The organism is Streptomyces coelicoflavus (assembly GCF_003112555.1).
GTDB classification, from domain to species: domain Bacteria; phylum Actinomycetota; class Actinomycetes; order Streptomycetales; family Streptomycetaceae; genus Streptomyces; species Streptomyces coelicoflavus.
In genome coordinates this window covers 199,953-215,619 of sequence record NZ_BEWB01000013.1, presented here as the reverse complement: position 1 = coordinate 215,619, position 15,667 = coordinate 199,953, and the positions used below count along the sequence as shown (strand labels likewise).

At 73.2% G+C, this 15,667-nt stretch carries 15 protein-coding genes; 3 read left to right on the top strand and 12 right to left on the bottom strand.

All coding sequences use genetic code 11. The features are described from left to right. Positions 1-32: 32 nt before the first annotated feature. The 9 genes from Sco07f_RS30120 to Sco07f_RS30080 form a co-directional block, all read right to left on the bottom strand. Positions 33-1,586 (bottom strand): glycoside hydrolase family 43 protein, encoded by a 1,554-nt coding sequence (locus Sco07f_RS30120; RefSeq protein WP_108989681.1) that lies wholly within the window; start codon positions 1,584-1,586, stop codon positions 33-35. Further along, on the bottom strand, positions 1,583-2,428 hold the full coding sequence (locus Sco07f_RS30115; RefSeq protein ID WP_108989680.1) for a DUF6807 domain-containing protein: 846 nt from the start codon (positions 2,426-2,428) through the stop codon (positions 1,583-1,585). Before Sco07f_RS30115 ends, Sco07f_RS30120 begins: the two co-directional genes overlap by 4 nt. Beyond that, positions 2,425-3,582, bottom strand: a complete 1,158-nt coding sequence (locus Sco07f_RS30110; RefSeq protein ID WP_054101603.1) for a Gfo/Idh/MocA family protein — start codon at positions 3,580-3,582, stop codon at positions 2,425-2,427. Before Sco07f_RS30110 ends, Sco07f_RS30115 begins: the two co-directional genes overlap by 4 nt. Beyond that, on the bottom strand, positions 3,579-4,475 hold the full coding sequence (locus Sco07f_RS30105; protein ID WP_087791583.1) for a carbohydrate ABC transporter permease: 897 nt from the start codon (positions 4,473-4,475) through the stop codon (positions 3,579-3,581). The genes Sco07f_RS30110 and Sco07f_RS30105 overlap by 4 nt, the downstream gene beginning before the upstream one ends. Next, positions 4,472-5,407: a carbohydrate ABC transporter permease gene (locus Sco07f_RS30100; protein WP_042825915.1), complete on the bottom strand. Its 936-nt coding sequence runs from the start codon at positions 5,405-5,407 to the stop codon at positions 4,472-4,474. The genes Sco07f_RS30105 and Sco07f_RS30100 overlap by 4 nt, the downstream gene beginning before the upstream one ends. A gap of 115 nt (positions 5,408-5,522) precedes the next feature. Continuing rightward, positions 5,523-7,253, bottom strand: a complete 1,731-nt coding sequence (gene araD, locus Sco07f_RS30095) for an L-arabinonate dehydratase (RefSeq protein ID WP_087791581.1) — start codon at positions 7,251-7,253, stop codon at positions 5,523-5,525. Then, positions 7,250-8,158: a dihydrodipicolinate synthase family protein gene (locus tag Sco07f_RS30090; RefSeq protein ID WP_007448190.1), complete on the bottom strand. Its 909-nt coding sequence runs from the start codon at positions 8,156-8,158 to the stop codon at positions 7,250-7,252. Before Sco07f_RS30090 ends, araD begins: the two co-directional genes overlap by 4 nt. Beyond that, a complete protein-coding gene (locus Sco07f_RS30085; RefSeq protein ID WP_108989679.1) occupies positions 8,155-8,823 on the bottom strand; it encodes a GntR family transcriptional regulator in 669 nt (222 codons plus the stop codon). The genes Sco07f_RS30090 and Sco07f_RS30085 overlap by 4 nt, the downstream gene beginning before the upstream one ends. Before the next feature lie 199 nt (positions 8,824-9,022). Continuing rightward, positions 9,023-9,631, bottom strand: a complete 609-nt coding sequence (locus tag Sco07f_RS30080) for a TIGR03086 family metal-binding protein (RefSeq protein ID WP_087791579.1) — start codon at positions 9,629-9,631, stop codon at positions 9,023-9,025. A gap of 139 nt (positions 9,632-9,770) precedes the next feature. On the opposite strand from Sco07f_RS30080, the gene Sco07f_RS30075 reads away from it, so the two are divergent. After that, a complete protein-coding gene (locus tag Sco07f_RS30075) occupies positions 9,771-11,000 on the top strand; it encodes an MFS transporter (RefSeq protein WP_108989678.1) in 1,230 nt (409 codons plus the stop codon). A gap of 61 nt (positions 11,001-11,061) precedes the next feature. On the opposite strand, the gene Sco07f_RS30070 is transcribed toward Sco07f_RS30075, so the two are convergent. Next, on the bottom strand, positions 11,062-11,832 hold the full coding sequence (locus tag Sco07f_RS30070) for a methyltransferase domain-containing protein (RefSeq protein ID WP_108989677.1): 771 nt from the start codon (positions 11,830-11,832) through the stop codon (positions 11,062-11,064). Positions 11,833-11,860: 28 nt separating this feature from the next. Here Sco07f_RS30070 and Sco07f_RS30065 point away from each other — a divergent pair, with 28 nt between their 5' ends. Beyond that, complete coding sequence (locus tag Sco07f_RS30065; RefSeq protein ID WP_244942167.1) at positions 11,861-12,391, top strand: MerR family transcriptional regulator; 531 nt, start codon at positions 11,861-11,863, stop codon at positions 12,389-12,391. Here the strand turns inward: Sco07f_RS30065 and Sco07f_RS30060 are convergent. After that, positions 12,328-13,497 (bottom strand): hypothetical protein, encoded by a 1,170-nt coding sequence (locus Sco07f_RS30060; protein ID WP_108989675.1) that lies wholly within the window; start codon positions 13,495-13,497, stop codon positions 12,328-12,330. The two genes, Sco07f_RS30065 and Sco07f_RS30060, sit on opposite strands and share 64 nt — an antisense overlap. Beyond that, a complete protein-coding gene (locus Sco07f_RS30055; protein WP_108989674.1) occupies positions 13,494-14,444 on the bottom strand; it encodes a 5-dehydro-4-deoxyglucarate dehydratase in 951 nt (316 codons plus the stop codon). Before Sco07f_RS30055 ends, Sco07f_RS30060 begins: the two co-directional genes overlap by 4 nt. Before the next feature lie 229 nt (positions 14,445-14,673). On the opposite strand from Sco07f_RS30055, the gene Sco07f_RS30050 reads away from it, so the two are divergent. Next, positions 14,674-15,483: an NAD-dependent epimerase/dehydratase family protein gene (locus tag Sco07f_RS30050; RefSeq protein WP_007448205.1), complete on the top strand. Its 810-nt coding sequence runs from the start codon at positions 14,674-14,676 to the stop codon at positions 15,481-15,483. Positions 15,484-15,667: the final 184 nt, after the last annotated feature.

Genomic DNA, 15,667 nt, shown 5'->3' with positions numbered 1-15,667 from the left:
GGAACGAAGCGGTGGAACGACAACGTGGGGGTTCAGTGGGGCCCGACGCGGAACCGCGTGAAGGTGGCGGTGCCGGCGGGTCCCTGGCCGGCGGGCGCGAGGGCGAACAGGCCGAGCAGTGCGCCGACCCAGCGCCAGGGGGTGGCGGCAAACTCCCGGCCGACGGGGACGGGGTACGGCCCGTCGCCCGGGTCGCCGTCGCCGAGGTCGTACGAGAAGCGGCAGCGCGCCCCCGGCACCGTCTCGATCCGCAGCCGGGCCCGTCCCCCGGGTGCGGGGCGGGGCCGGTCGGCGTCCCGCTCGGCCTCGGCCACCGACTCGGCGAACCGGTGCACCAGGTGCACGGTCCCGTCGGTGTCCCGCTGGAGCCCGATCCAGCGGTAGGCGTCGCCGAGGACCGCGAGCCCGGCCCGCGCCCCCGGTTCCTCGCTGTCCAGGCGCAGCTCGACCTCGATCACCGAGGGCTCGCCGGGGAAGCGCTGGGTCAGGACGCTCGGCAGCAGGCGCAGGTCGTGCGCGTCGGCCGAGCGGACGCAGGCGAGGCGCAGCCCGTCCCCGGCGTGCTGGGTGGCCCAGCCGGCCCGGGGGTTGGCCGTCCACGACCACTGGCGGCCGAACCGCCCGCCGGGGAAGTCGTCGTCGGTGGCGGGCGCGGCGGGCGGCTGCGGGGGCAGGGCTGGGCGCGGGTGCTCGGCGACCGGGGCGCCGTCGTCGCCCAGGACCGGCCAGCCGTCTGTCCCCCACCGCATCGGCTGGAGGTGGACCACCCTCCCGTACGCGCCGCGCTGCTGGAAGTGCAGGAACCAGTCCTCGCCGGACTCCGTGCGCACCCAGCCGCCCTGGTGGGGGCCGTTGACGTCGGTGTCCTTCTGCTCCAGGACGACCCTCTCCTCGTAGGGCCCGAAGAAGTCGCGGGAGCGGAAGGCGCCCTGCCAGCCGGTCTCCACCGATCCGGCGGGGGCGAGGATCCAGTACCAGCCGTCGTGCCGGTAGAGCTTGGGACCCTCCAGGGTGAACCAGCCGGGGAGCCGGTCGCCGTCGACGATCACCGTGCCTTCGTCGAGCAGGCCGGTGCCGTCGGGGCGCATGCGGTGGCCGGTGAGGCGGTTCTTGATCCCGGAGCGGGAACGGGCCCAGGCGTGCACGAGGTACGCCTCGCCGCTCTCCTCGTCCCACAGGGGGCAGGGGTCGATCAGGCCCTTGCCGGCCTTGACCAGGTGGGGCGCGGTCCACGGGCCCCGGATGCCGGGGGCGTTGACCTGGAAGACGCCCTGATCCGGGTCGCCCCAGAAGATCCAGAAGCGGCCCGCGTGGTGGCGCAGGGACGGTGCCCAGACGCCGCAGTCGTGCCGGGGCCGCGCGAACTCCCGCTCGGGCTCCAGGCGGTCCAGGGCGTGCCCGACCAGGGTCCAGTCGACCAGGTTCCGGGAGTGCAGGAGCGGCAGTCCGGGGACGCGGCCGAAGCTGGAGGCGGTCAGGTAGAAGTCGTCGCCGACGCGGACGACGTCCGGGTCGGACCAGTCGGCGTTCAGGACGGGGTTGGTGTAGGTCCCCGGGGTCCCGGGGGCGGTCTCGGCGGCGCTCACGTGCTCACCGCCTTGCGCACGAGGGCGGCGGCGCCGTCGGCGTCGAGGGGGCCGTCGGCGACGACGGTGACGATCCGGCGGACCAGGGTGTCGCCCGGGGCGACGGTCACCCGGTCGTCGTGGGCCAGCGAGGACCCGACGCCTGGGTACTCCTCCGTACGCACGAACCACGGGTCGCGCCTGGTGCGTGCGGTGGCGCCGGCGAACACCAGCGACCAGGTCTCCCCGGTCAGGGCGAGCCAGTCGGCGCCGCGGCCGTGCACCTCCCGCTCGCCCTCCCGGTCGGCGGTGAACACCCTGGGCGCGGCGCTCTCCTTGCGGGCGCGCCAGAAGAAGCCGCCGTAGGCCGCGCCGGGGCGTCCGTTGGTGGCGGGGCTGCCGACGCCGAGCGGGTCCGGGGTGGTGTTGGTGAGGGAGAAGGTGAAGTCCAGCGCCCAGGCGGTGCCCGTGAGTTCGGTGGCCGCGACCGTGCGGCGCTCGCGCAGCAGTTCGGCGCCGGCGGCGATCCAGCGCAGTTCCTCGACGAAGCCGTCGGGGTCGCGGAGCTGGAAGGCGGTGTGCCGCTGGGTGCCGTGGTTGTCCAGCTCGGTCGGCCCCCGGCCCCGGACGAAGGTGCGCCCGCCCCAGAAGTTGTGCCCCTCGACGTCGGGAACGGCGACACCGACGCCGAGGTGATGGAGGTGGTCGGCAGGGCTGAACTCGGTCACGGCCGTGCCGGCCAGGGTGGTGACGGGGTGCAGGTAGGGGCGTGGGGAGAGCCGGTGGGGCAGTTCGGGCCGGGTGACGTAGCGGGCGACGGGGCGGCCCGCCACACGCAGCACCGGGGAGTCGTTGCCGGTCATCGGGTGCTCACCTCGTAGCGCGGGTGCTCGGTGCGCGGCGCCCAGGGCGCGCCCAGTTCGGAGTAGAGGGAGAGGGTCTCGGCGGCGGCGACCACAAGGGCGTCCACGCCGGGGACCACGCGGCGCTCCTCGCCGGGGACGCGGCGCCAGGCGGCCTCGGGCAGCGGCTCCGGGTCGGGTGCCCGGCGGATCGCCTCGACGACCCGCATGAAGGCGCCCGTCCCGTCCGGCGGGACCAGCAGCGGGGCCCCTGTGGCGAGGTGGTCGACCAGGTTCTCCAGCAGGTCGGTGCGGTCGTGGTGGAACTCCTCGGGGCCGTGGCCGCCGCGCTGGAGCAGGACGCGGTCCTGCTTGTACCAGAAGGTGACGCGGCCGCTCGAGCCGTGCACCAGGACGTACGGTTCGTCGGCCCGCTCGGCGCACAGGGTGGCGGCGACGGTGACGCGGTGCCCGCGCGCGGTGCCGATCCGTACGCAGGAGGTGTCGTCGGCCTCGATGTCGTTGGCGTGGCTCAGCTCGGTCTCGATGCCGGTGACGTCCTCGGCGCGGGCGGTGCCGCCGAGCGCGAGGGCGGTGGCGACGGCGTGCGCCAGCGGGTTGGTCAGCGCGCCGTCGATCACGTCGGCCCCGTTCAGCCGCCGCTTGCCCGACCAGGGTGCCCGGCGGAAGTAGGCCTCGTCGCGCACCCAGGCGCCGGCCGCGCCGATGCCCACGACCTCGCCGATGGCTCCCCGGGCGACCAGCTCCCGGATGGCGGGCACCGCGTGCGAGCCCAGCGACTGGAACCCGATCTGGCAGGCGACCCCGGCCTCCGCGACCCCGTCGGCCATCCGCCGGAACTCGGCGTACGACGGTGCCGGGGGCTTCTCGAGCAGCAGGTGCACACCCCGCCGGGCGGCGGTCAGCGCGAGGTCGGTGTGCGTGGGGATCGGCGTGCAGATCACGGCGATCCGGGCGCCGGTGGAGTCGAGCAGGGCCCCGAAGTCGGCGGACTGCTCGGGGAGTTCTCCCTGGGCCTCCTCCTCGGTCAGCGGGGTCAGCTCGCAGATGCCGGCCAGCCGGACCAGTCCCGCCCGCTCCAGGCGGCGGATGTTGGCGACGTGCCAGCGGCCGTGGCCGCGGGCGCCGGCGAGGACAACGGGAACCGGGGTCATCCCTTCACCGCCCCCGCGCTGAAGCCGGTGATCAGCCACTTCTGGATGAAGGCGAAGACGATCACGACGGGGACGGCGGCGACGATGCCGCCGGCGGCGAGCGCGCCGAGGTCGACGCTGTCCGCGCTCATCAGGGAGTTCAGGCCGACCGGGATGGTCTGCTTGCTCTGGTTGTTGAGGAACATCAGGGCGAACAGGAAGTGGTTCCAGGAGTGCACGAAGGCGAAGGAGCCCACCGCGATCAGGCCCGGCCGCAGCAGGGGCAGGACGACGATCCGGAAGGCCCGGAAGCGGCCGCAGCCGTCGACCCAGGCGGCCTCCTCCAGGGAGTACGGCACGTTCTTGATGAAGTTGCTGATCAGGATGATCGACAGGGGCAGCTGGAAGACCGTCTCGGCGATGATGACGCTGCCCAGCGAGTTGATCATCTGGAGTTCGGCGAAGATCTCGAACAGCGGCACCAGGAGCAGTGCGCCCGGCACGAACTGGGAGCAGAGCAGGGCGAGCATGAAGCCCCGCTTGATCCTGAAGTCGAACCGGGCGAGGGCGTAGCCGCCGGCCAGGGCGACGAGGGTGGTCATCACCAGGGTCGCGAGGCCGACGTACACGCTGTTCTCGAAGTAGGTGCCGAAGCCGCGGTCGGTCCACACCTTCTCGAAGTGCTCGGTGGTCATCGGCCAGGGCACGAGCGAGGTCGAGCCGGCCGGGCGCAGCGCGAAGAGCAGGATCCAGTAGAACGGGATCAGGGTGAAGACCAGGTAGATCCCGAGCGGCAGGTAGATCTGCCAGCGGGGCACCTCGTCCCAGGCCGGGCGCTTCCTGCCGGGCCGCGGCACTTCGGGGACGGCCGGCGTGGGGGCGGGTGCTGCCGCGGGGGCCTCTTTGGTGATCACTTGTTCTCGCCTCCGAACTTGCTCAGCCGCAGGTAGACGATCGAGCAGAAGAGCAGGATCACGAACGCGACCGTGGTGAGGGCCGACGCGTAGCCGAAGTCGTGGGCGTCGACGCTGGTGTTGGCGATGTACAGGGGCAGCGTCGTGGTCTCGCCCGCGGGTCCGCCGCCGGTCAGGGTGTAGAGCAGGTCGACGTTGTTGAACTCCCACACCGCGCGCAGCAGCGTGGACAGGATGATGGCGTCCTTCAGGTGGGGCAGCGTGATGTGCCAGAACTGCTTGATCCGGCTGGCCCCGTCGACCTCGGCGGCCTCGTACAGGTCCTTCGAGACGGACTGGAGGTCGGCGAGGATAAGGATCGCGAAGAAGGGCACGCCGCGCCAGAGGTCGGCGACCACCGCCGCGGAGAACACGGTCGAGGTGTCGGAGAGCCAGCTGGTGCCGTACGAGCCGATGCCCATGTCGGCGAGGTAACGGGTCACGCCGGTCTGGGAGTTGTAGAGCAACACCCAGATCGCGGAGGTCAGTACGCCGGAGACGGCCCACGGCGAGAAGACCAGCGCCCGTCCGATGCCCCGGCCCACGAAGGTCTGGTTGACGATGAGCGCCAGCGCCAGGCCGAAGAGCAGTTGCAGTCCGACCTCGACGAAGACCCACTTGGCGCTGAAGACGAGGGTGTCCCAGAACACCGGGTCGTCGGTGAAGATCTTGACGAAGTTGTCGAAGCCCGCGAAGCCGTTCCGCCACGGCTTGGTGGGGTTGTACTCCTGGAGGCTGTAGTAGAAGACGCTGATGACCGGGTAGGCGATGAAGCCCAGCATCAGCAGGGCGGCCGGTCCGATCAGCAGGTAGGGGAGCCTGCGCGGCGTGGCCGAGGCACGGCGCCGCCGGGGCGGCGCGGGCGGTTTCGCCACGGCTGCGGCTTGGGCCATGACAGTTCTCCGTTCTGGTACGTCATCTCTGGTACGTCGTGCGGGGCTTGGCGGAGCTGATGGGAAGCGCTTTCTCGACGGGTAGGGGTGTGCGGGGTCCCGCCGTGCGGCGGGCTCAGCCCGCGTAGGGGTCCCGTACCTTGCCCGGGCGGGCCAGGAACTCGAAGTCGCAGCCGGTGTCGGCCTGGGTGATCTGTTCGTTGTAGAGCGCGCCGTAGCCGCGCTCGTAGCGGGCGGGCGGCGGGGTCCAGGCGGCCCTGCGGCGCTCCAGTTCCTCGTCGTCCACGCCCAGGTGCAGGGTGCGGGCCTCGACGTCGAGGGTGATCGGGTCGCCGGTCCGGACGAGGGCGAGCGGTCCGCCGACGTACGACTCGGGGGCCACGTGCAGCACGCACGCGCCGTAACTGGTGCCGCTCATCCTGGCGTCGGAGATCCGGACCATGTCCCGCACGCCCTGCTTGAGCAGGTGGTCGGGGATGGGCAGCATGCCGTACTCGGGCATGCCCGGACCGCCCTTGGGACCGGCGTTGCGGAGCACCAGCACGCTGTCGGCGGTGATGCCGAGCTCCGGGTCGTTGATGGTGCGCTGCATGGTCTTGTAGTCGTCGAAGACGACGGCGGGACCGGTGTGCTTGAGCAGGTGCGGCTCGGCGGCGATGTGCTTGATGACCGCGCCGTCCGGACAGAGGTTGCCGCGCAGTACGGCGACCCCGCCCTCGCCCGCGACCGGGTTGTCGCGGGTCCTGATGACGTCGTCGTGGTGGACGAGGGCGCCGTCGAGCTGCTCGCGCAGGGTGTCGTGGGAGACGGTGGGCCGGTCGAGGTGGAGCAGGTCGGTGATGCGGGAGAGGAAGCCGGGCAGGCCGCCGGCGAAGTGGAAGTCCTCCATCAGGTAGGTCTGTCCGCCGGGGCGGACGTTGGCGAGCACCGGGACGGTGCGGGCGATCCGGTCGAAGTCGTCCAGGGTGAGGGTGACTCCGGCCCGGCCCGCCATGGCGATCAGGTGGATCACGGCGTTGGTGGAGCCGCCGAGGCCGAGGACGGTGGTGACGGCGTCCTCGAAGGCGTCGGCGGTGAGGATGTCGCTCAGCTTCCGGTCCCGGTGGACCAGTTCGACGATGCGCAGTCCGGCGGCGGCGGCCATCCGGTCGTGCCCGGAGTCGACGGCCGGGATGCTGGAGGCGCCGGGGACGGTGACGCCGAGGGCCTCGGCGGCTGCGGTCAGCGTGGAGGCGGTGCCCATCGTCATGCAGTGGCCGGGCGAGCGGGCCAGGCCGCTCTCCAGCTCCTGCATCTCGCAGTCGCCGATGAGACCGGCCCTCTTGTCGTCCCAGTACTTCCACATGTCGGTGCCGGAGCCGAGGGTCTCGCCCCGCCAGTGCCCGGGGAGCATGGGCCCCGCGGGCACGAACACCGCCGGGAGGTCCACGCTGGCGGCGCCCATGAGCAGGGCGGGCGTGGACTTGTCGCAGCCGCCCATCAGCACGGCGCCGTCGACCGGGTAGGAGCGCAGCAGCTCCTCGGTCTCCATGGCGAGGAGGTTGCGGTAGAGCATCGGGGTCGGCTTCTGGAAGGTCTCGCTGAGCGTGGAGACCGGGAACTCCAGCGGGAACCCGCCCGCCTGCCACACGCCCCGCTTGACCGCCTGGGCGCGGTCGCGCAGGTGGACGTGGCAGGGGTTGATGTCGGACCAGGTGTTGAGGATGGCGATGACGGGCTTGCCGAGGTGCTCCTCGGGCAGGTAGCCGAGCTGGCGGGTACGGGCGCGGTGGCTGAAGGAGCGCAGACCGTCCGTGCCGTACCACTGGTGGCTGCGGAGCTCCTCCGGGGACTTCCTGGGGGTCATATGGACCACCCCGCGACGATGGCGGCGACCTCGGCGCGCTCGCTCTCGGGCAGCGGCTTGCTCGGCGGGCGGACCTCCCGGCGGCACAGACCCAGCGAGGCGAGGGCCTCCTTGACCACGGTGACGTTGTTGGCGGAGCCGTTGGCGGCGCGCAGTTCCTCGAAGCGGCGGATCTGCTCCCAGACCTTCATGGCGGCCGGGTAGTCGCCGGACCGAAGCGCTTCGATCATGTTCAGCGAGACGGCCGGGGCGACGTTCACCAGCCCCGAGGTGAAGCCGGTGGCTCCCGCGCTGAAGTACGAGGGGGCGTACGGCTCGGCGAGCCCCGCGACCCAGACGAAGCGGTCGAGGCCGGCGTCGCGGGCGAACGCGGCGAACTTCGAGGCGTCCGGCACGGCGTACTTCACGCCGACGACGTTGGGGCAGGCGTCGGCGAGGTCGGCGAGGCGGGCGCCGGTGAGCTGGGGGTTGCGGATGTAGGGCACCACGCCCAGCTCCGGCACGGCCTCGGCGATGGCGCGGTGGTAGTCGACCCAGCCGCCCTGGGAGACGTAGGGGTGGACGGGCTGGTGGACCATCACCATGGAGGCGCCCAAGTCGCGGGCGTGCCGGGCGGAGGCGACGGCGGTGGGCACGTCGTGGCCGACGCCGACGAGGATCGCGGCGCGCTCGCCGGCCTCCTCGAAGGTCAGCTCGGTGACGAGGCGGCGCTCGGCCGGGTCCAGGGCGTAGAACTCGCCGGTGTTGCCGTTGGGGGTGAGGGTCGTGATGCCACCGTCGAGGAGACGACGCAGCAGGGCCCGGTAGGTGGCGGGGTCGACGGTGCCGTCCTCGGCGAACGGGGTCACCGGGATCGCCACCACGTCGGCCAGGGCCGCCCGCTGGGTCTCGAACGTCGCTGTCATGCCTGACCGTCCTCTTCCTGGGCCGTAGTCCCCGCTTCGGGGAAGGCCCGCTCGACGAACGACGCGATGTGCGCGTGGAGGGCGCGGGCGGCGCCGTCCGCGTCACCGGCGAGGGCGAGGCGCAGGATCTCCTGGTGCTCGCCGGCCTCCCGTTCCCAGGAGGGGTCGGCGGCCCAGGCGACCGCGGAGACGAGGGCCGCCTGATCGCGGACCTCGTCGAGCATCCGGCCGAGCAGCGGGTTGCCGCACGGCACGTATAGGGCGCGGTGGAACTCGCGGTTGGCCAGCGACCGTTCGGCGGTGTCCGTGGCCCGGTCGGCACGGGTCAGCGCGTCCCGGGCGGCGTCCAGGGAGGCACCGCGGCGCACGGCGCGCTTGAGTGCCTCGGGCTCGAGGAGCAGTCGGACGTCGTAGACCTCGCGCGCCATGTCCGCGTCCACCATGCGCACGGTGACGCCCTTGTACTGGCTCATCACGACCAGTCCGGTGCCGGCCAGGGTCTTGAGCGCCTCGCGCACCGGTGTCTTGGACACCCCGAACTGTGCGGCGAGGTCGGTCTCGACCAGGGCCTGGCCGGGCGTCAGCCGGCCGGTGAGGATGCGGCGTTTGATCTCCTCGAGCACGTACTGCGTGCGGGAGGGGATCGGCGTGGGCACAGAGGTCATGCGCGCCTCTCGGAATCTCGCGTCGGATCCGCGGACCTCGGACGTCCGCTCTCCGAACCGGTGCCGGAACGGAGCTCGGACATCAGATCTCGCGTATCGCGTCTCATATATGACGTACGGAGTACGACGCGTTGAAGGTAAGAGGGGCGCGCGACGGCGTCAATGGTTCTGACAAAGGAAGTCGGAGCACCGCCGACGTCTACTGGGCGGTGCGGCTCCAGCCCGGGTCCCGCCCGCTCAGCCCCACCGCGCGCTCCAGCAGCGGCGCGTCGGCGGGCACGGCGACGACGGGCCCGAACATGCCCTGGTCCCGGTCGGACTCCTCCGCGGCGCCGGCGAGCAGCCCGTACGCCGCCCGCAGCGCGGCCGCGTCGGGGGCGTACTCCTGGCCGGTCGCGCGGGCCAGGTCCCAGCCGTGGATCACCAGCTCGTCGGCGACGACGGCGCCCGCGACCTCGCCGGGCAGGTCGATGCCGCCGGCCCGGGTCATGCCGGTCCAGGCGCCGGGCTCGCGCCACGCGTCGGCGAGTTCGGCGAGGACCTTCGCAAGCTCCTCGCGCCAGCCGGGCCCGATGTCCGGCACGGACGCCTCGGGGCTGGTGTCCGTGGTGGGTCCCAGGTCCTTGCGCGCGGCGTCGCGGAAGGCGACGGCGAGGCCGGTCAGGTGCCCGAGCAGGTTGCGCACCGCGAGGTCGGGGCAGGGAGTCGGGTCCGCGAGCCGGTCGTCGCGCACGCCGTCGGCGAGGCGGGCGAGGATCCGGGCCTGCGGCCCGAGGTCGAGGGTGGCGGTGGTGGTCTCGTGTGTCATCCGTGTCTCCCGGGAACGTGCGCTCGCTCTGTCGGTGGGTAGACCCATCACGACCGCGAAACTCATCGGCCTCCAAGCTCGCGTCCTAGGGCACCTGCCCGATGCCGGCCGTCGCGCCTTAGCCCCACGATGACCAGGCATGACGACAAGAACGACGGACCCGGCCGAGCCGCGGCGGAGCCCTTGGCCGCTGACCCGCGTGCTGCGCGACCGCAACGCCGGTCTGTATCTCGCCGGGGTGGTGGTGTCCGGTTTCGGCAGCTCGGCGCTCGGCCTGGCGGCGGGCGTGTGGGTGAAGGACCTCACCGGCTCGGACGGTCTGGCGGCCCTGTGCCTGCTCGCGCTCTGGACGCCGACCCTGGCCGGACCCGCGCTCGGCACGATCGCCGACCGGGTCCGCCGCAAGCCGCTGCTGATCGCCGCGAACCTGCTGCCGGCCGGCCTCCTGCTCACCCTCTTCGCGGTCGACTCGCCGGGCACCCTGTGGCTGCTGTTCGCGGTGCTGTTCCTGTACGGCGTGGCGGGTGTCGTCCAGGACGCGGCCGAGTCGGCCCTCGTGGCCGCCGCCGTCGATCCCGGCCTGCTCGGCGACTTCAACGGGCTGCGCATGACCGCCAACGAGGGCATGAAGCTGGTCGCGCCCCTCGCCGGTGCGGGACTCTACGCGGCGTACGGCGGCCCGGGCGTGGCGGCACTGGACGCGCTGACGTTCGTGCTGGCCACGGGACTGTACGCGGCCCTGCGGGTGCGGGACGCGCCACCGGAGCGCCCCACGCTGAACTGGCGGCGGCAGACGGCCGAGGGCGCCCGGTACCTGTGGCGGCACCCGGGGCTGCGCCCGCTGGTCCTCGCGGGCGGGGTGACGATGCTGTGCGCGGGCGTCGGCGGCGCCACCCTGTACGCCGTCGTCGACGCCCTGGGCCGCTCCCCCGCCTACGCCGGTGTGCTGTACGCCGTCCAGGGCGCCGGTTCGGTGGCGGTCGGGATCCTGTCCGGCCCCGCCCTGCGCCGCCTGGGCGCACGGCGGTTCGGGGCGGCCGGGATCGCCCTGTTCGCGGTGGCGGTGGCGGTGCGGGCGGTCCCGTCCGACGCGGTGACCCTGGCCTCGAGCGCGGCGGTCGGCGTGGGCCTGCCCACGGTGCTGATCGCCGCCCTGACCGCCGTCCAGCACGAGACGCCGGGCCCCCTGCTGGGCCGGGTCTCGGCGACGGCCAACTCCCTGGTCTTCGCCCCGAACGTCCTCGGCCTGGCCGCGGGGGCGGCCCTGGTGGAACTGACCGAGCTGCGGCTCCTGCTGCCGGCGGTGGGCGCGGTGCTGCTGGTGACGGCACTGACACTGACACCGGCCGGCAGACCGGCCCGCCGGTGAACGCCGGGGGCACGGCGGACTCGTCGAGTACGCGGCACATCAACCTCCCGGCACAGCACCTCTAGGCGGTGGCGGCGGCGACGAAGAACGGGACGGCGATGAGGAGGCGGCCGGCCTGGGCGCGTCGGCGCTGCTCGGCGAGCCACTCGTCGGCCCGGTCACGGCCGACGGCGCCGCTCGTGCAGGCGGGCTCGGCGAGCCTGGTGAGCAGGGACAGCATCCTGGGGTCGGTGAACACGCTGGTGTGCACCTCGACCGTGACGTCGTTGAAGCCGCCGTCCAGGAGCAGGTTGCGGTACTGGCGGCCGGCTCGGGGCGATTCCAGGAGGTCGGCGCGGGCGTGCACGAGGGTGCGGGTGAGCGCCGCGTCGTCCGAGTCGATCATGAGCGCGTCCCAGTCCTGCCCGACCAGGACGATCCTGCCGCCCGGGCAGAGAATTCGCCGCGCTTCCACCACCGCTCGGCCCGGCTCCCGCAGCACGTGGAAGACCTTGTCGGCACGGTAGCCGCGCACGCTTCCGTCGGCGAACGGCAGGTCCTCCGCCCCCGCCTCCCGGAACTCGGCCGCCGGCCACCGTTCCCGGGCCGCGCCCAGCATCCACGGGTCGGGGTCCACGCCCACCGCGTGAACGCCGCGGCCGGCCAGCTCGGCGACGGCGCGTCCGGCACCGCAGCCGACGTCCACGACGGTCGAGCCCGGGACCGGGGACAGCAGTTCGTAGGAGCGGGCACGCAGCCGGGTGGCGCCCGGCATCCGGTCCGCGGCGTCGAGGACGGACAGCAGTGCGTTGGTTTCGCGGCGTTCTTCCACCGCTTCCCGGTTCTTGGCCATGGGCGCCAGGCTCCGACTTAATGTCAGCATGAAGTCAAGCGGAGACAGCGGTGCGAGCGCCATGGGCATCGGCGCCCTCGCGGCACGGTTCGGTCTGGCCACGCACGTCCTGCGGCACTGGGAGTCGATGGGCCTGCTGCACCCCGCACGGGACGCGGGCGGGCGCCGCCGCTACGGTGCGGGCGACCTCACCCGCGTGGCGACGATCCTCGTACTGAAGGAGGCCGGCCTCGGACTGGGCGCCATCAGGAACCTGTCCGCCTCCGTCGACCGCGCCGCCCGGCAGGAGATCCTGCGGGCCGAGGCCGAGGAGCTCCGACGGAGAATCGCCGCGGCCCGAGCCTCGCTGGAGCTCATCGAGGGCGGCCTGCACTGCGAGCACGAGGACATCACCGAGTGCCCGAACTACCGGCGGCGCGTCGCCGAGCAGATCGGCTCCCGAGGGCCGGACGACGGCCGCCCGTCCGGCGCCCCGCGCACCCGGGCTGCCCGCCCTCACCCCGCCCCGAGCCCCGCCCGCACCCCCTCCAGATCCCCGTCCGAAGCCAGCCCCGCGTGATACAGCCGCAGTTCCGTCGCCCCCAGCTCCCGCGCGCGGGCCGCGTCGGCCGCCAGGGTGCCGGGGCTGCCGCCCATGCCCGAGACCACCGTGAGGTTGGCGGCGAGGACGGCCCCGTCGGCGGCCTGTTCGGCGAACGGTGTCAGCAGGGCCGGGCCGCCCGTGCAGGGGACGACCACGCCGTCCGCGACGGCCAGGATGTGCGCGGGGTCGACGCCGGCGTTGGCACCGCAGTGGTGGGAGACCGGGTCGGCGTGCAGCAGGACCTGGAAGCCGTCGGGTGCGGCGGCGCGGACCGCCGAGACCGCCGCCTCCTGGAGGGTGCGGGCCCGGTCGTCCCGCCACGCGCGCGTGGCGTTCGCCTTCGCCTCGCCGAGGAGTTTCTCGACGCCCGCCCAGCCCCCGTCCGAGGGCGCCGCGCCCCGCCACACCGGGTCGAGGGCGGTGCGTACGGTGGTGGCGAGTTCGTCGGCGTCGAGCCCCCGCGTGCCGTATCCCGCCCGGCAGTCGGGGCAGAAGCACAGCGACATCAGGTACTGCCCGGCGTCCCCGAGCCCCACCCCGCCGGTCTTGTCGTGGGCGTGCAGGTGGGCGAGGCCGTACCAGCCGAGGGACTCCAGTTCCGTGCCGCGCGCTCCGGGCCGTACCGCCGCCTCGGCGGCCAGGTCGGTGAGGTAGGCGCGGGTGGCGGGCTGCGCGATGCAGGGGGCCCAGGGGTAGCGGTCGCCGTAGGCGTTGACGACGGAGGTGTCGGGGTGCTCCGCGCCGAGGCGGGAGTTGTGGGCGAGGACGACCCAGGTGTGGACGTCGAGGCCCGCGTCGGCGAGGGCGGCGGCGGCCTCGCCGTAGGCGTCGCCGGGTGCCCAGGCGCCGGACGCGTACGGGCGGAGGGTGCGGCCCTGCCAGCGGGCGGCGTCCGGCGGGTAGAGGACGGCGGCGTGCTCGGCGGTGACGACGCGGTGGCGCGGGTGGCGGGGGGTGAGGGCGCGGGTGGAGTGGTAGGCGGCGGCGAGGGTCACCTGGGCCACGCCGAGGTCCGCGATGCGCGCCGGGGCTTGCGGGTCGCCGTTGACGTCCCAGGGGTAGACGAACGCCGACGTCTTCACCGGCCGGCCCCTTCCTCGAGCAGCGCCCGGCCCCGCTCGACGATCCGCGCGAGCTGCTTCACGTGGTCCTCGGCCGGCTCCCGCAACGGCGTCCGCACCTCCCCCACGTCCAGGCCGCCCAGCCGTACGCCCGCCTTGACCAGGGCGACGGCGTATCCGCTTCCCTGGGCGCGCAGTTCGACGAACGGCCGGTAGAAGCCGTCCAGCAGGCGGTGCACGGTGGTGTCGTCGCCCTCGCGCAGCGCCCGGTGGAAGGCGAGGGCGATCTCGGGGGCGAAGCAGAACACGGCGGAGGAGTAGAGGGGCACGCCGAGGGCGCGGTAGGCGAGCTGGGTCTGTTCGGCGGTCGGGAGGCCGTTGAAGTACAGGAACTCCTCGCCGGGCAGCTCCGTGCGCACCGCGCTGACGATCCGCTGCATCAGGTCGAGGTCGCCGAGCCCGTCCTTGAGGCCGACGATGCCTTCCGTGCGGGCGAGATCCACGACGCTCGACGGGGTGAACACGGCGTTGTCGCGCTGGTAGACGATCACGGGCAGCGGGGTCGCGGCGGCCACCTCCCGGTAGTGCCGCACCAGTCCCTCCTGCCCGGCGTGCACCAGGTAGGGCGGCATGGCGAGCAGTCCGTCGGCCCCGGCCTCCTCGGCGAGGCGGGCGTAACGCACGGCGAGGGCGGTGCCGTAGCCCGCGCCCGCCAGCACGGGCACCCGGCCGGCGCTCTCCTCGACGGCCGCGCGGACGCAGGCGGCGAACTCCTCGGGCGTCAGGGCGTGGAACTCGCCGGTGCCGCAGCAGGCGAACACGGCGGCGGCGCCGGCCTCGATCCCGCGGCGCACATGCGTGCGGTAGACGTCGAGGTCGAGTCCGCCGTCGGGTCCGTACGCCGTGACGGGGAAGAACAGCGGCCCGCTGGGCGCGGTGAGCCGGGCGGCGAGAGGGGCTGAGGTCACGGGAGCTCCCCATTCCATGTGCAGGGTCGATTCACGGGCGTCATCGTCATCATATTCATGACCTACGTCTACATTTCTGAACGCGACCACGCTAAGCCGACCTGTGGGCACCGTCAAGCAGGGCCCCCTTGACTGGTGACCGTCCACTCCTTAGCGTGTCCACGCATATGAACACGAGGCACGCATTCGTACGACTGCCGCCGCTTCAGGAGACCTAGGAGTCCCGAGGATGCCCGCTCCCCGCACCGTCCTGCTCACCGGCGCCGCCGGCGGCCTCGGCACCCTGATGCGGGCACTGCTCCCCGACCACGGCTACGCGCTGCGCCTGCTCGACCTGCGCCCGGTCGAGGGCGAGCCGGACGCGGTCGTCGCCGACCTCGCCGACCGCGACGCCCTGCGCGAGGCGGTCCGGGGCGTCGACGCGATCATCCACCTCGCGGGCATCTCCCTGGAAGCCTCCTTCGAGAAGATCCTCGCGGCGAACATCGAGGGCACGTACAACCTGTACGAGGCCGCCCGCGAGGAGGGCGTCGGCCGCATCGTCTTCGCCTCCTCCAACCACGCCGTCGGCTACACGCCGCGCCCGCGGGGCGACGACCCCCTCATCCCGATCGACACGCCGCGCCGCCCGGACACCTTCTACGGCCTGTCCAAGTGCTTCGGCGAGGACCTGGCCCAGCTCTACTGGGACAAGCACGGCATCGAGACCGTCTCCGTCCGCATCGGCTCCTGCTTCCCGGAGCCGACCAGCGTGCGCATGCTGTCGGTGTGGATGAGCCCCGCGGACGGCGCCCGCCTCTTCCACGCGGCCCTCACCGCCGAGAACGTCGGGCACACCGTCGTCCACGGCTCCTCCGCCAACACCCGCCTGTGGTGGGACCTCACCTCCGCGCGGGCGCTCGGTTACGAGCCGCAGGACGACTCCGAGCCGTACGCCGAGAAGCTCGTCGCCGAGCAGGGAGAACTCGACCCCGGCAACCCGGCGCACGCGTGCCTCGGCGGCCCCTTCGTGACCGACCCCCCGATCTGGCCGTACTGACCGGAAGTAGACCTCACACCACCCCCCGAAGAGGCGGACGGGCACCGAACGGGCCCGTCCGCTTCGGCATGCGGGCATCCGGACCGCCCGTTCTCACCCCGCTTAGCACTGCGCCCCAGGTCCGCGACGGGCACCCGGCGCCGCAAACGGGCACAACCGGGCAGTATCGGATCCGCAACAGGCC